The sequence below is a fragment of the Candidatus Poribacteria bacterium genome, assembly GCA_026706025.1.
Taxonomy (GTDB): Bacteria; Poribacteria; WGA-4E; order WGA-4E; family WGA-3G; genus WGA-3G.
In genome coordinates this window covers 272,910-287,828 of sequence record JAPOZO010000063.1, presented here as the reverse complement: position 1 = coordinate 287,828, position 14,919 = coordinate 272,910, and the positions used below count along the sequence as shown (strand labels likewise).

Genomic DNA, 14,919 nt, shown 5'->3' with positions numbered 1-14,919 from the left:
TGAAAACCATTCAAGGGCCAAACGAAATGGATAACGATAAAATATTAGATTTATCTGAAGACGATGATTTTGGATATAGTCTTCGTCCGAAAACGTTAAACGAATTTATCGGACAGGATAAAGCTAAAGAGCAGCTTCGTATTCACATTGAAGCCGCCAAAAAGCGTAGTGAAGCCTTGGAGCATGTCCTACTTGTGAGTCCGCCGGGTCTTGGGAAGACCACACTTGCACGGATCATCGCCAATGAAATTCAGAGCAATTTTAAACAGGCGATCGGCCCTGTTATGGAAAAGTTAGACTTAGCCTCAACGCTGACGAATCTTGAAAAGGGGGATATTCTCTTTATTGACGAAATTCACCGGGTGAAAGGATATGTGCAAGAATCGCTCTATCCAGCAATGGAGGATTATCAACTCGATTTAACGATCGGTCAAGGGCCTGGGTCCGACATTATGCAAGTACCGCTTGACCCATTCACGCTCGTTGGTGCGACAACGCGCGAAGGCTTACTTGCGGGTCCTTTTCGGGATCGGTTTGGCATCCGTATCCATCTCGATTACTACGAAGCAGAAGACATCCAACAGGCAATCCGTATCAATAGTGCCAAACTCAAGATTAATATTGACGAAGACGCAGAATATGCATTAGCTCGCCGTTCGCGCGGCACGATGCGAATTGCGAATAAACTACTCGCCAATGTTAGGGATTATGCTGAAGTCAAAGGCGATGGTATGCTTTCGCTTGAGGTTGCGGAGGAGGCACTCGAATTCTTTGGAATTGACGAACGTGGATTAAACGCGCAGGATTACGCCTACTTTCAGACGCTTATTGAGAACTTCAGCGGACGTGCGGGGCTTAAGGCACTCGCTGTCGCGCTCAGTGAGGACGAACGCACCATTTCAGAGGTTTACGAACCTTACTATATTAAAGAAGGATTTTTGGCACCGACACCCAGAGGACGGGTCGCAACGGATGCAGCTTACGAGTATTTTAACTATCCTGTAAGCTCACAAGCATCGTTGTTTAATTCGTTGTAAATTCTGGCGAGGTCTCTACTTCACCCACAGTCATGAAACTCACAGATTTCGATTACCACCTCCCTTCTGACCGGATCGCGCAAAGCCCGCTTCAAGAGCGCGATGCGTCCCGACTTCTGGTAGTTGACCGTGACACCTGTGCTTTTCATCATATCCAGTTTTCACAGATTGGGGAATACTTACCGAGCAACGCGCTGTTAGTTCTGAACGACACGAAGGTAATCCCGGCACGGTTAGTCGGTCATAAGATTGGAACCGGAGGCAAGATAGAACTGCTCCTCATCCGAGAAAAAGAACCCGATACTTGGGAAGTGCTCGCGAAACCGCGGCGGAGTCTCCGAACCGGTACACAAGTGACATTCGGTAACGGAAACCAACTGATAGCAGAGGTGCTTGCGAAACCAGATGATGGACACTGTATCGTTCGCCTTGATTATGATCATAACGAGGCGTTTTCAGCTATCCTCGCTGAGATTGGCATGATGCCTTTACCGCCCTATATTCGTCGTCCACCGAACGCTGAAGATACGGTGCGTTATCAGTCAATCTACGCGGCGAGTGAAGGTGCGATTGCTGCCCCGACAGCAGGATTGCACTTTACACAAGAATTGCTGGAAACCTTAAAAAATAAGGGAATAGAGATAGTAACGCTAACACTGCACGTCGGTCCCGGGACGTTCCAACCCGTGAAAGTTGAAAATATTCAGGCGCACAAGATGCACGCCGAATATATCCATCTCGGTGACACAGAAGCGAGGCGGATTCGCACGGCACGGGAGGCAGGCGCGAAAATTGTCGCCATCGGGACGACAGTCGTGCGTTCGCTCGAAACCGCTGGTGCGACGGGAATTGTCTGCCCTTATACGGGATATAGCGAACTTTTTATCTATCCCGGACACCAATTTAATGTGGTAGATGCCTTGGTTACGAACTTCCATCTACCTAAATCAACCTTACTGATGCTTGTGAGTGCTTTCGCTGGACGAGATTTGATTCAGAAAGCGTATCAAGAGGCACTCCAACACAACTACCGTTTTTACAGTTATGGCGATGCCATGCTGATTCTTTGATCTTTTATAGTAAAATCGGAAAATATGTTTACACTTTCCCCTTCGTAGGGGCTGGGTTACCTTGAAGAAACACCCAAGCAAAAACACCCCTACGAGTTACCGTGTAGGCAAATAATTATGGGATTTACTATAACAGCAAACTACGTCAAAAGAGAAGGAGATATTCCATGGGAATGGAAGCAATCGCAAGTCCACTATTTTTATTTGTGGCAATGGGTGCAATTTTTTATTTTTTGCTATTCCGACCTGAACAAGCCAAACGCAAAAAACACCAGAATATGCTGGAAAATCTGTCTAAAGGCGACGAAATCGTAACCAACGGCGGACTTCACGGCAAGATCCTTGGGCTTAGTAACGATAAAAACACGATCCTCATTGTCGTTGGAGAACTGAATAGCCAAGAGGTAAAGGTTCAAATTTCGAGGAGTGCTGTCGCCTTTCTGAAAAAAGGTGGCGAACTCATTGAAGGTGAGTAGTGTTTTGGCACGTCAAAGTTGAAGGGTATAGAAGTCGCGAGCGACAAGAAACACCTACGCCAAAACACTTGCTTCTACAAGAAAATAATCGGTTTTTCAGAAATTTGGCTGTACCCATAATCGGTAGCCAACGCCTTCAGACGTTAGCAACACGATGCTCTCTTGCTCTGGAACAGCGAATACATCGTTGTGATACAATTGCACGCGCGCCGTCCCCGTGGTGCGCGTGACATCGAAAACAGCAACGCCATCGGCATTTTGGAACCGATGGAGGCAGATCGCCTCCGCTCCGGTAGGTATCATGTGCGCGTCGCTTGCGTTTACTTCTGAATCCTCTGAAAAGGTATTCTCGCGAATGCTAAGGTGGGTTTCATCTTGATTTACGGTCTCACCCGCCTCTAAGATAACCGCTGCGGATTCCGAGTGAGATGGTACTTTACACACCGCAATTTCGACGCCCGTTTCATTTGCGAGTACTTCATAGGTTGTGTGATGGGGGATATATGCGATACATGCTTCTCCTTGGAAAACATCCGGACGCTCACCCAAAATCCCATACGCTTTATTGCCGTTATGCCCCACTAATAAAGTACAGTCTCCACTTAACGCAATTAGTGCGACTTCAGTATCGTCAGAATGCTCAAAGAAGGTTGTCTCAGGTGTGAGACGCAGTATCCCGAAATGGAGTTTCGTGATGCCCATCTCACCGGGCTTCACGATTTCGGTGTATCCGTTGGTAGGTGTATAATTTTTAGATGCCGACATTGGATTGAAAATTCGAGAGATGTTCAACGAGGCTTGCTAATGGAAGCCCAACGACATTAAAATAGCACCCTTCAATGCGCCGAACAAAAGCGGCACCGCGTCCTTGAATCCCATAAGCACCGGCTTTGTCTGATGCCTCTCCGCTTTCAATATAGGTGGTTATCTCGGCGGTATTTAACTGTCGAAAATAGACTTGGGTCGTTTCTGCCCAGACCGTGTCCGTTCCTGTTGCTGCGTCAATTAACGCCAGGCCTGTCACGACTTCATGGCAGGTGCCGTTAAGGCGCGACAACATCGCCAATGCGTCCGCATCGTCAGTGGGTTTACCGAGAAGCTCCCCATCTAAAGATACCAACGTATCGGCTCCGATAATCAGACCGTGATTGTAATGTTGTGTGACAGCTGCAGCCTTTAGCGCGGCAAGTTCTTGTGTGACTTCACTCGCGGGCTTGTTTGCGTGGACGGTGTGCGGCGGTTCGACAATATCACTCGGGTGTATTTTAAATGTTAACCCAATCTGCGTTAGCAACGCTGAGCGTCGAGGTGATGCAGAAGCTAAAATTAGGGGCGGAATTTCTACAGGGCATTCGCGCGTTCGCATGCTATTTCAGACAATACCATTTTGTATCTTGTCCCTCGTGGATTTGCAACAGATTCGCCTGAACCAATTCTTGCAGACCGTTTTCAATATCTGTCTTAGAAAATCCGATCTTTTGAAGAAGCGGGTCACGGCGTGGCATACGAAACCACTCGGGGTTATCGGAAGAACGATATCTTTTTTTAAAAACCTCCAAAGCATTGTACAAACGCAGCGTCCTTGGAGGCAATCCAACAAGTGGGTTAATCTCAGCAAAGGATTGGAGCGATTCGTTCGGCATTGCTTCAGTCCATAGATAAGCAGAGTTATTCATACCTTGCATAACGTATGTAAGTGAAGACGGGTTACAAAAAGTAATAAATGACCTCAGGTATCTTCTTGGTCCATGAATAGCGCAGCGTCCTTTGATGTACCTATCCCGCTGCTTTTGACAATTTTTTGAAGTTGTGGTAAACTCTACCAAATTTCATACAAGACGGTGTGCTATTGCCTTCCTCGAACGAAAATCGCCTATCTGCGCGTTCCCTCCTGCTCGGTATCTGCTTTGTTATCCTAATATGCTGCATCGTCTCTTACGCCGAATTAGTAATTACCTACATCCAAATCGGGTTTTTACAGCTGCCACCAGCAGTAATCGGGTTGTTCTTTTTCTTGGTATTAGGGAATCGGTTGCTTGCCAAACTAAACGATCGGTTTGCGCTGTCCCCGCGCGAATTGATGTGTATCTACTGCATGATGCTCGTTGCGTCAATGATTTCGTCGCGCGGGGTCATGGAAAAACTCATCCCTGCTCTCATCGCAGTCAACTATTTTACCAACGAAACCAACAGCTGGGATACCCTCTTCTTTCCACATATCAAGCCGTGGTTAGTGCCATTCTCGCCTGAACAACCGGGGCAAGCACCTATTGCCAGCAGTTTCTATGAAGGTATACAAACCGGTGATGCTATCCCGTGGCGAGCGTGGTTAGAGCCGTTGTGCGTTTGGGGCGTGCTGGTCTTTTTAGTGTTCACTGCGTTTCTCTGCTTGGCAGCAATTTTGCGGAAACAGTGGATTGAAAACGAGAAACTCTCGTTTCCGTTAGTTTCGCTCCCGCTTGAGTTCGTCCACGAGGGGCGCGGTTTCTTTCGGAATAGGCTTATGTGGGTTGGGTTTGCACTGCCAGCATTCATTTTTACGTTAAATGGACTTCATGAAATCTGGCCCCAAATTCCCCACATCTCGCTGAGGTACGTACTCAATCAATATTTTACAGAACGACCGTTCAACGCTATGGTCTACACACCGATTTTTCTCTCTTTCGCGGCGATAGGCTTTTTCTATCTACTCCCCACGCAACTACTTTTCAGTCTGTGGTTCTTCTTTCTTCTCACACGGTTCCAAGATGTTGTCGCTGCGATATTTGGTTGGCGAGTCAGCACTATGCCGCTCTATCCAACCCGTCTCTATATCGGCTACCAAGTCGCAGGTGCTTATATGGTGCTGGTAATTTCGTTTATCTATATGGGATTACCACATTTCCGACGTGTATTTCGTCACGCCTTCAGCGCAAACAAAACAGATGATACTGAGGAGCTCCTATCTTACCGGACAGCAGTTTGGGGACTTATCGTCAGCTTGATCCTTGCGATAGGTTGGTGCTACGCGGCAGGACTGAACTTAGGGTTTGCAGCATTTGAGATACTGGTTTATATCTGCATTGTTGCGGTTGTGATGGCGCGTAGTACAGCAGAAGGTGGTCTATTGATGACAGAAACATCGTTTCGACCATTAGATTTATATCAACTCATTGCGAGCAAAGCCTCATTAGGCGCGCAGAGTCTCACCGTGCTGTCGTTCCTCGATGCAATTTTCACTCGCGATCAGCGCGGGTTAATCCTGACAGGCTTCCTTGACGGCTTAAAAATCAGGGATCGGGTGGGAATGTCTTATCGGTCGTTGGTCGGGGTGTTCGTATTAGGCAGTACGTTGGCGTTCATAACCGCAGCAGCTATCCATCTCTGGCTTCCCTACACCCACGGTGCGAACTATATGTATGGCTACACGTATCGCGGGAATCCGCTTTGGGCATTTCAGGACAACATCGCGGCGATGGAGGGATTAGGCACAGACCACCGCACGACAGGCGGACTTTTTTTCGGGATAGGCATATTCGTGACGACCGGTTTGGTCATTTTGAGAATGCTATACTGGTGGTGGCCCCTGCACCCCCTTGGGTATGCGTTATCGGCTTCGTGGACACTGATTGTGTTCTGGTTTCCCGTCTTAATCGCGTGGGGGATCAAAACGCCACTTCTCCGTTACAGTGGAATTCGGCAGTATCAGCGATTTCGCCCTTTCTTTTTAGGCATGGTCTTCGGGGAATTCAGCATGGCGGTTGTGTGGTCGCTCGTCAGCTGGGCGGCAAATGTCCCAGCCCCGTTCTTCCCGTGGCCCTAAGCGTCATATTTTACAGGTTCATGCAGCAGTCCGATTGCGTGCCGTGACTTCCCATGTTCCGCGACAATACCCATCGGTATCCACGAGATAGTAAAACGGATGCAACGCGACACACGGACAGATATGCGTCGGGCAGACGTAAATCTCTTGCCCGATGTGCATCGGTGTACTGTCAGGGACGTTAATTGCCCAATGTTCTTCGTGTTGCATGCTCACCTCAGCATCGTCAATACTCAAAACGACACCGCGCACGCCATCAGGATCCGCAGCGATGGCTTTATGTCCCAAATCAAGCGTAATTCGATGCGGTGTCGGAATACTAATAATACGGCTTAGGAGTAAAGCTGCTGGCGTAAAACCGAGATCGGGATAGCGGGTTGTATAACCATGGTCGTGGAAAACGAACGTTCCCGGTGATGTCTCTACCCCTGGTGTCTCGGCATAGATTGGGAATGTCGGTGTCCCGCCCATCACAATTAACGGCACGTCAAGTCCTTTGGCTGCAAGTTTATCCTGCATTTCTGCTACCTGTGCGAGACTTCCGTCGCAGGACGCTTTTCGCTCAGCGACATCTTCATCGTGGATGTGTCCATCGTAGACGTGTAACCCCCACGGTTGCAACCCTTCTGCCGCTTCAATCTGTGCGTAGACATCTACAGCGGCATCGCCAACGGGTATCCCCGTGCGGTTCATCCCCACGTCCAAGTCTAACATAACTTTGACCGTTAACCCGAACTTCGCCACTTCCGCCGAGAGTGCCGACACTGCTTCTGTATGATCAACGACGACCTTGAAGTCAGCATCGGGATATTTCTGTTGCATCGCAACAAAACGGTTGACGTTGGGTCCCACCATCTGATAGGCGATTAGAATATCCTGAATACCGTTCTGTGCCAGCATCTCTGCTTCCCGTAAAGTTGCGCATTTGTGTTTGAGGATACCCGCATCCCGTTCTATAGCGATAATCTCTGCGGTTTTGTGCGTCTTCGCATGCGGTCTGAGCTTTGAGACATCCCCATTAACAGTAGCAATCGCGTGTTCAATGTTCTGCTGAACCTGTGCAAGATAGACGACCAGTGATGGACTCGGTATTGTCTCAACGTTCTGAATACGGTATCTCTTATCCATGGGTTCACCTCTTTCCGTATTAAAACTTCGGTTATTTCTCAACACTACTATTCAACGTTGCTGTACGGAGGATAACCCGATCCTCGGTCCAATTATCGCGATACCAGGTACACGCCTCAAAGGTATCGTTAAGCGCATCCATGCGTTGCTGCAACATCGTTCGGAATCGCTCTCGGAGTTCGGTGGATTCAGGATCATCAATCAGATTACGGGTTTGAAACGGATCGGCGATATTATCGAAAAGCTTCTCACTGCGATCTGGACGATGGACGGCGTAGGTGTGTTGCTTGGTGCGGAGGGCGCGCCATTCATAGCCGTCTTCCCATTTTGCGGTACACCCCATGCCTTGCATGAACGCTGCATCGGGTTCGTTAGTGGTGGGTTGATTAAATGCAGCTTGGCTTAAATCAGAGCCTTCAACTTCCTCTGGAATCGGTAGACCCAGCATTGATAACAGCGTGGGCATGACGTCGGGTGTATTCAGGCAAGCGTCTGAGATGTGTCCCGCCGGAACCTGTTCTTGCCACCGGACCAGAAATGGAACGCGGACAGCCTCTTCATAAAAGATGTTCTTCGCTCGGCGACCCTGCGCGCCAAACATTTCACCGTGATCAGACGTAAAAACAAAGATTGTATCATCGCGCAATCCAAGGTCGTCAATAGCCCGGAGCAGCCTCCCTATATTCCAATCCAGATTGGTCGTCATTGCGTAGTAGACGCGCAGCCATTCAGGTAGCTGAGCCCTTTGGGCATCGGACATAATTGCCCACGTATCACCGTAAGGGTCATTTTCATCGCGATAGTTAGGTGGTAGTGGGAAGTCGATGTCTTGGAATATCTCATAATCAGCGGCTGGCACGTTATCTTGTGTCCACGGGTCGTGGGGTGTCCCGATTGAGAGGAAAAGCGCGAAAGGGTCGTCTGTCGTTGATGCTCGTTGTAGGTAATCAATTGCTAAATCGGTCTGTCCGTCCGGTTCATATCCGGGAAGCACGATCTTTTCAGGCGAATCCGTGTGATAATACGCGTCAAAATAGAGATGATGAAAATTGTATGCTGACCACTCCCCATCGAAACCGAGGCGATGCTGCCCGGGCGGAATGTAGGAGTTCTGCGGATCGTTGTGCCTTCCCAATTGATTTGCCCACAGATGCCATTTTCCGATGTAGCTTGTCTGGTAACCGTTTCGATGCAAAACATGTCCGAAACAGTCGTGGTTCGAATTCATCCTGAGTTCATTGATTGCCATACCGGTGCTACTGGCATATTTGCCGGTGAAGAGTGAGGCGCGATAGGGCGCGCACATCGGGCTGCCAGAGACAGCGTTACAGAAATTCACACTCTCTGTTGCAAGTTGGTCAATATTAGGTGTCCGCGCGCGGGCATCGCCAGCATAGCCACACGATTGGTAACGGAGCTGATCTGCGAAAACATAGACGAGATTCGGTCGCTTATTTCTTGAACGAGACATCAAAATATTCCCCTTGATTTGTGATGTCTACAATATAGCATATTTTGGTAGACACCTCAAGATAAAACGGTATTTTTTAGGGAAAAGCAATAAACTCAGACTGATTTTTATTCACAATTTTTTCCGATTTCTGTTAGACTTATGCTTACTATAGTAAAGTTTAGAATTAATAGGACACCCTGCGTAGGTTCGGTTGGGAAACCGCGAAGAAACACCCTATCAAAAACCCTACCGGGGGATGAAAGTGTCTCTTTATTTTTAGATTTCACTATAAACAAAGATGAGACAAGAGCGTTATGAGAAACCCCTATCTCATCATCATTTTACTGAAAACCTTCTACTTTTTTCAAACCCACATTCATTATTAAGGAGTATTTTCTGATGCAGAATAAGGAACCTGTCGTTCCGAATGTTATAGGGCTGAAAGCCCATATTACAAAAATAGTTTTCTCAATTTTACTGTTAGGTCTTCTCACACCTGCCTTTTCCCAAAACGGCGAGGTCCCCTCGTCTCAAACTACACTTCAACTGCTCCACGCAGCAGACATGGAGGGCGGTATTGAGGCACTCGAAAACGCGCCTCGCTTCTCATCCGTGCTGAACGCACTCAAAGCCGAAGTAGAAAATACAGTGATCATCGGTGCCGGTGATAGTTATATTCCCGGCCCGTTTTTTGCGGCTGCGAATAACGGGAGCCTTCGTGAAGTATTAGGACGCGAGGGTTCAGGACGCGCCGATATTCTGATGCTCAACGCGATGGGCTTCATGGCGGGCGCCCTTGGAAATCACGAATTTGACGCAGGGACGGGTACACTTGCGAGTTTGATTGCAGCAGATAGAGAGTATGTTGGAACAGCGTTCCCATTCTTGAGCGCGAACTTAGATTTCGGCCTTGATAGCAACCTCGCTGCTCTTGTTGTTGAACCAGGACAGGAAGCGAGCACAATTCCGAATAGTATCACCAAGAGCGTCGTTATTACGACACCTTCCGGCGAGAAAATCGGTGTTGTCGGTATGACAACGCCACAGCTCGGCAGTCTTTCTGTACCCGGAAACGTCGGCATTGCCCCCGCAGATCCGAACGATATGGCGGCATTGGCAGCCATCGTTCAAGAATCCGTTGACGCGCTGACAGCAGCAGGCATCAATAAGATTATTCTTACCGGGCACCTCCAACAAATTAGCCTTGATGAAGCCATCGCAGCACACATCAAGGATGTTGACATTATTATTGCTGGCGGTTCAAACACACGCCTCGCCGATGAAACGGATCGCCTCCATCCCGGTGATACTGCAGACCGTCCCTATCCGATCTTGACACAATCCGCATCAGGCGAACCGATTGCGATTGTCGGTACAGATGGGAACTACCGATACGTCGGACGGTTGGTCGTCGATTTTGATGCCTCAGGTGTCTTAGTTGCCGAATCGATTGACGCTACAGTTAGCGGTGCCTTTGTCACCGACGAACAAGGTGTTGTAGACACGGGCAATGCGGAACCGGCAGCACGCGTGGTCGAAATTACGGAAGCGGTACGGAATGTCGTGACTGAAAAGGATGGCAATATTTTCGGACAAACGAGTGTCTATCTGAACGGGAACCGTGGTTCTATCCGCACAGAGGAAACAAACATCGGTAACCTAATCGCCGAGGCAAACCTTGCTGCGGGGCAACAAGTTGACCCAAGCGTCGTTGTGTCTTTGAAAAATGGCGGCGGTATTCGTGCATCGATTGGCGTGGCTGCCTATGGAGAATTGCTCCCTCCGCCTGCGAATGCTTTGGTCGGTAAAACGATGGGTCAGATTTCACAAATTGACATCGAAAATACGCTTCGATTCAATAACGGATTGACACTTTTGACCTTAAGCGCAGCGGAACTGCTTGAAGTCATCGAACACACAGTTGCTGCTTCTGGTGAAGGCTCAACCCCCGGACGTTTCCCACAAATCGCAGGCATGGCGTTCAGCTTTGATACTTCACTGCCGGAGGGTTCAAGGGTTCAGTCGCTTGTCATTACCGACACAGATGGAAACCCGATGGACACAATTGCCCAGAATGGTGAAATCGTGGGCGATGCGGATCGCACGTTCCGAATGGTCACGATCACTTTCCTTGTTGATGGTGGAGACGACTATCCGTATGCTAATTTCCCGAATACGCATCGCGTTGACCTTACTGAAACGATGACAGAGGCGCAATCTGGTGGACAGGCAATCTTCGCTAATCCCGGGACAGAACAAGATGCGCTCGCCGAATACCTTGCGGCGAACTTCGCCGAAACACCCTTTGACCTGACAGATGTTGGCCCCGAAAACGATGAACGTATCCAAAACCTCGCATTCCGTGCCGACAGCCTGGTTGTGCCGGTGGCAGCCGAAAACGCTTTTGATATCGCACTCAGCACAGGTTTGAACATGATTAGCCTACCACTCATGCCAAACAAACCCTACACAGCACGTTCACTCATGGAAAAAACTGGTGCGACGACTGTTATTGAATTCGATGTCGCTACACAACAATTCACCGGATTCACGGCGAATTCTACCGGCAACGGATTCCCGATTGAAGGTGGAATGGGATACATTGTCAACGTCACTACACCGAAGACTGTAAGTTTCAGTGGTAGTGCTTGGCAAAACACTCCACCGACGGCAGCGGCTCCGCTGCAGCCATCAATTCCGAAAACGTGGGCATTTGTTTTACGGGCGCAGCTTGAAGGCATTAGTGGCGTAACGCTCACTGTCTACAACAAGCACACCAGAGTTGCCGAAGCGGCTGCCGCTAACGGTTTCCACGCTGCTTGGGCAGATATGAACCGCCACGCCGTTGTCTCTGTTGGTGATACGCTGACGATTGAAGTCCGTGATACCACCGGGGAACTCATTCGCACCCTCCAACACGAAATTAGTGTCGCAGACCTTCACCGAGCGTTCACTGAACTTCGACTCACACCGGCTGACCTGATCCCAAAACGGACTGTACTGCTTGCCAATTATCCGAACCCGTTCAATCCAGAAACGTGGTTGCCGTATCAGTTGGCAAACGACGCTGAAGTCGCAATTCGCATCTACTCATCAGCAGGACAACTTGTTCGGCATTTGGACCTCGGATTCCAACAGGCGGGGTATTACATCGGGAAGTCACGTGCCGCTTACTGGGATGGACGGAACGATTTGGGGGAAAGGCTCGCTTCAGGTGTCTATTTCTACCAACTGAGCACACCTGATTCATCGGCAACACGTAAGATGGTCATCATGAAGTAGCGCAAAGACTGGAAGAGTGGAAGGTTGGAAGCGTAGCATTGCGCCATCCTTCCACTCTTCCAATTGCATCCCGTTCCTTATCTGCTACTACTTATCAGGTACAGGACTTACGCAAAAAGTTGGAATTCGCGTTCATTAAACCCCCTAAATCCCCCTTATCAGGGGGACTTTAAGGCGAAATGCGTAAGTTCTAAGGTAGTTTTCTCCATTGTCCTTCAGTGACCTGATCAATCAAGATACGGGCTTTTTGACTGGCGCGAACTTGGTTTTCGATTTCAACTGGATCCCACTCTGCTAATAGTTGCGCCTCAAGTCCATGGCAAATCGTTTGATACGCCTCGTCAGTGGCGAGATTCCGAAATTCACCCGGATCTTCAGCGATGTCGTAGAGTTCTGGCGGGTCGCCGAGGCTATAGTTGAATTTATACTGCCCCTTCCGCAGCATCGCCATCGGACGTTCAACGCCGTGTGCGAGGTATTCGGAGAACGCGAAATCTTTCCAGTCGCTCGCAGTGCCTTGCATCAGAGGTAGTAGACTGTCTCCATCAAACTGCTGGACAGACTGCCCACCGGCAATATCAACAAACGTCGCTGTCAGATCTACGAGTGAAACCACTTCATCAATACGCTTGCCTGCAGATAATCGGTCAGGGAACATAATCTGCAGCGGGACGCGAGCGGAAGCCTCATAAAAATTCGATTTCCGCCACATCCCGTGTTCGCCATTCATTTCACCGTGGTCGCTGGTATAGATAACCACGGTATTCTCCAACTGTCCGGTCTCCTCAAGCGTCTTAAGCAAGTTGCCAATCTTTTCGTCGAGATAGGTAATCAATCCATAATAGCCTGCTCTCCCACGCCGGACGAGTTCCTCTGGAAAATCAACACAACCGAACATGCGTCGCATCCGTTGATAGACGGGATGCTGGTTTTCAAGGTGTCCCTCTGGAATGTTGGGGGAATCAATCTCGTCAAGCGGATAGAGGTCCCAAAATCGCTGCGGCACGATGAGCGGGAAATGCGGTGCGATAAACGAGACATTGAGTGCCCACGGTTGTTCCTGTCGTGCTGGGTCTCGGAGATACGCTAATGCCTCTGTTTCTGCGAGGTCATCGACTTCAATTTCCCCAGTTGTTCCGGGACGTGCCTGTGCTAACCCTTGCCATGGACGGTTTGCTGGCGGTGTGCCGTTATCCCAGTCCGAAAGTCCGTGCTGTCGTTCTGCGTGCAGATCGCGGGCGAGTTGCGCACGAAATCCGTGGAGCTGATCCATGCCGCCGAAATGCTGTTTCCCAGAGAGCACAACATCATAGCCTTCTGACCGTAAGAGGTGTGCCCATGTGACGGCATCTGGACGCAAGGGCGCAGCGTTATCCCACGCACCGATTTTGTGGATATACCGACCCGTCATAAACGACATCCGAGACGGCATACAGAGCGGCGAATTGCAGTAAGCATTCGAGAAGGTGACACCATCTTCAGCGAGTCTGTCCATGTGCGGTGTCTGGACGAGCGGATGTCCGTACGGACCGCTGTACATCGGTGCGTGCTCGTCGGACATGATGATGAGAAGATTGGGGTGTTGTTTTGCAGGCATGGCACTCCTAATATCATCGGAAAATTATCAATTTCGTCTAAGATACCACCTCTTTATATCTACTGTCAAGAGAAAACAACTGTGACTTTTTTCATCAGAGGACAGTTGTCTCCAGTAATATCAGTATGTAGCGAGTTCGCATAAAAATCGAAAAACATTGACATGGACGGTAAACTCTGATAAAATGTACAGCAAGTTCGTGAAGATCGCCGTGTGACCAGTTTTTAGTAAACTTCGGGGCATCGCGAAGAGGGAGAAAAACCGTGTCAGTTGCAGAAAAAAAATGGGTGCTTGATACTGTTGAGAAATTATCTGTCTCTGAAATTGAAGAATTAAAGCGGTATTTGGAATACCTCATTTGGAAATCACAACTTTCAACAACAAGTCTTGAAACCCCACCAGATTCGCCAAAATCTGAACCAACGGGTCAACCTACACAAATTTTAGCAGCCCTTAACAGATCACATCGGGTGTCGATAGAAGATGCTGAAGCATTACTTCAATCCATTAAAGAAGGTGAAATCCCAATCCAATTTGATTCTGATTTTGACGAATCGGCAGGTAAATAGTTGATGAATTACCTTCTGGACACATCAACGTGCAGTCTCTTGATGGCGCACGCCCCCTATGCTACTTCTCATTTCAATTCTCTGTCCGATCTCAATGACTATCTCTTTACCTGTACGATTGTTAGAGGCGAAATCCTCTTTGGAATTCAGAAACTGCCGATAGGGCGTAGGCGACAGGATTTGGGAAATCAAGCTATTAATTTGTTTGAGGAATTGCCATGTTTAGCAGTCCCTAAAGAAGCTGCGGATTACTATGCAGCAATGAAAAGTCACGCGGAACAATACGGAACCCCCTTGTCAGAGAACGATCTTTGGATAGCTGCAACTGCCATGGCACTTGATGCGATTCTCGTCACTGCTGATTCAGACTTTCAAAGAATCGCTGGATTCGGGTTGCGACTGGAAGATTGGACAAATTAATCGGCAGTAAGAATTTGTTAAAACTCAATTTTCTTCTACTAACGAAAAGCTTGTGGCATAGCCATAACTGTCTTCATACTAACTC

General features: G+C 48.7%; 13 protein-coding genes. 7 read left to right on the top strand and 6 right to left on the bottom strand.

Features of this window, described 5'->3' with window-relative positions; all coding sequences use genetic code 11:
- Positions 1-26: 26 nt before the first annotated feature.
- From ruvB to yajC, 3 genes are all read left to right on the top strand, one after another.
- Positions 27-1,037 carry a Holliday junction branch migration DNA helicase RuvB gene (gene ruvB / locus OXH00_16100; GenBank protein ID MCY3742538.1) on the top strand — a complete coding sequence of 337 codons (1,011 nt, stop codon included), beginning with the start codon at positions 27-29 and terminating at the stop codon, positions 1,035-1,037.
- Between the two features lie 32 nt (positions 1,038-1,069).
- Complete coding sequence (queA, locus tag OXH00_16095; GenBank protein MCY3742537.1) at positions 1,070-2,107, top strand: tRNA preQ1(34) S-adenosylmethionine ribosyltransferase-isomerase QueA; 1,038 nt, start codon at positions 1,070-1,072, stop codon at positions 2,105-2,107.
- Between the two features lie 167 nt (positions 2,108-2,274).
- On the top strand, positions 2,275-2,583 hold the full coding sequence (gene yajC, locus OXH00_16090) for a preprotein translocase subunit YajC (protein ID MCY3742536.1): 309 nt from the start codon (positions 2,275-2,277) through the stop codon (positions 2,581-2,583).
- A gap of 96 nt (positions 2,584-2,679) precedes the next feature.
- On the opposite strand, the gene OXH00_16085 is transcribed toward yajC, so the two are convergent.
- Genes OXH00_16085 through OXH00_16075 form a run of 3 tightly spaced genes read right to left on the bottom strand, consistent with a single transcriptional unit; the run spans position 2,680 to position 4,226 of the window.
- Complete coding sequence (locus tag OXH00_16085) at positions 2,680-3,348, bottom strand: 5-deoxy-glucuronate isomerase (GenBank protein ID MCY3742535.1); 669 nt, start codon at positions 3,346-3,348, stop codon at positions 2,680-2,682.
- Positions 3,335-3,949 (bottom strand): Maf family protein, encoded by a 615-nt coding sequence (locus OXH00_16080; GenBank protein ID MCY3742534.1) that lies wholly within the window; start codon positions 3,947-3,949, stop codon positions 3,335-3,337. Before OXH00_16080 ends, OXH00_16085 begins: the two co-directional genes overlap by 14 nt.
- A gap of 1 nt (position 3,950) precedes the next feature.
- Positions 3,951-4,226, bottom strand: coding sequence for a hypothetical protein (locus tag OXH00_16075; protein MCY3742533.1), 276 nt, complete (start codon positions 4,224-4,226; stop codon positions 3,951-3,953).
- Positions 4,227-4,432: 206 nt separating this feature from the next.
- On the opposite strand from OXH00_16075, the gene OXH00_16070 reads away from it, so the two are divergent.
- A complete protein-coding gene (locus OXH00_16070; GenBank protein ID MCY3742532.1) occupies positions 4,433-6,385 on the top strand; it encodes a hypothetical protein in 1,953 nt (650 codons plus the stop codon).
- Between the two features lie 18 nt (positions 6,386-6,403).
- Here OXH00_16070 and OXH00_16065 read toward each other — a convergent pair whose 3' ends face one another.
- Both OXH00_16065 and OXH00_16060 read right to left on the bottom strand, forming a co-directional pair.
- Positions 6,404-7,513, bottom strand: a complete 1,110-nt coding sequence (locus OXH00_16065) for a D-TA family PLP-dependent enzyme (GenBank protein ID MCY3742531.1) — start codon at positions 7,511-7,513, stop codon at positions 6,404-6,406.
- 31 nt (positions 7,514-7,544) lie between these two features.
- Positions 7,545-8,984 (bottom strand): sulfatase, encoded by a 1,440-nt coding sequence (locus tag OXH00_16060; GenBank protein ID MCY3742530.1) that lies wholly within the window; start codon positions 8,982-8,984, stop codon positions 7,545-7,547.
- 381 nt (positions 8,985-9,365) lie between these two features.
- Between OXH00_16060 and OXH00_16055 the strand changes: the two genes are divergently transcribed.
- Positions 9,366-12,248, top strand: coding sequence for a 5'-nucleotidase C-terminal domain-containing protein (locus OXH00_16055; protein ID MCY3742529.1), 2,883 nt, complete (start codon positions 9,366-9,368; stop codon positions 12,246-12,248).
- Between the two features lie 190 nt (positions 12,249-12,438).
- Here OXH00_16055 and OXH00_16050 read toward each other — a convergent pair whose 3' ends face one another.
- A complete protein-coding gene (locus OXH00_16050; protein ID MCY3742528.1) occupies positions 12,439-13,845 on the bottom strand; it encodes a sulfatase-like hydrolase/transferase in 1,407 nt (468 codons plus the stop codon).
- Positions 13,846-14,108: 263 nt separating this feature from the next.
- Between OXH00_16050 and OXH00_16045 the strand changes: the two genes are divergently transcribed.
- Positions 14,109-14,414, top strand: a complete 306-nt coding sequence (locus OXH00_16045; protein MCY3742527.1) for a hypothetical protein — start codon at positions 14,109-14,111, stop codon at positions 14,412-14,414.
- Between the two features lie 3 nt (positions 14,415-14,417).
- On the top strand, positions 14,418-14,834 hold the full coding sequence (locus OXH00_16040) for a type II toxin-antitoxin system VapC family toxin (GenBank protein ID MCY3742526.1): 417 nt from the start codon (positions 14,418-14,420) through the stop codon (positions 14,832-14,834).
- Positions 14,835-14,919 lie beyond the last annotated feature (85 nt).

Bases quoted from the DNA above. Each gene is read 5' to 3' on its own strand.
- ruvB (MCY3742538.1), top strand. From the start codon at position 27: ATGGATAACGATAAAATATTAGATTTATCTGAAGACGATGATTTTGGA.
- queA (MCY3742537.1), top strand. From the start codon at position 1,070: ATGAAACTCACAGATTTCGATTACCACCTCCCTTCTGACCGGATCGCG.
- yajC (MCY3742536.1), top strand. From the start codon at position 2,275: ATGGGAATGGAAGCAATCGCAAGTCCACTATTTTTATTTGTGGCAATG.
- OXH00_16085 (MCY3742535.1), bottom strand. From the start codon at position 3,348: ATGTCGGCATCTAAAAATTATACACCTACCAACGGATACACCGAAATC.
- OXH00_16080 (MCY3742534.1), bottom strand. From the start codon at position 3,949: ATGCGAACGCGCGAATGCCCTGTAGAAATTCCGCCCCTAATTTTAGCT.
- OXH00_16075 (MCY3742533.1), bottom strand. From the start codon at position 4,226: ATGCCGAACGAATCGCTCCAATCCTTTGCTGAGATTAACCCACTTGTT.
- OXH00_16065 (MCY3742531.1), bottom strand. From the start codon at position 7,513: ATGGATAAGAGATACCGTATTCAGAACGTTGAGACAATACCGAGTCCA.
- OXH00_16060 (MCY3742530.1), bottom strand. From the start codon at position 8,984: ATGTCTCGTTCAAGAAATAAGCGACCGAATCTCGTCTATGTTTTCGCA.
- OXH00_16055 (MCY3742529.1), top strand. From the start codon at position 9,366: ATGCAGAATAAGGAACCTGTCGTTCCGAATGTTATAGGGCTGAAAGCC.
- OXH00_16050 (MCY3742528.1), bottom strand. From the start codon at position 13,845: ATGCCTGCAAAACAACACCCCAATCTTCTCATCATCATGTCCGACGAG.
- OXH00_16040 (MCY3742526.1), top strand. From the start codon at position 14,418: ATGAATTACCTTCTGGACACATCAACGTGCAGTCTCTTGATGGCGCAC.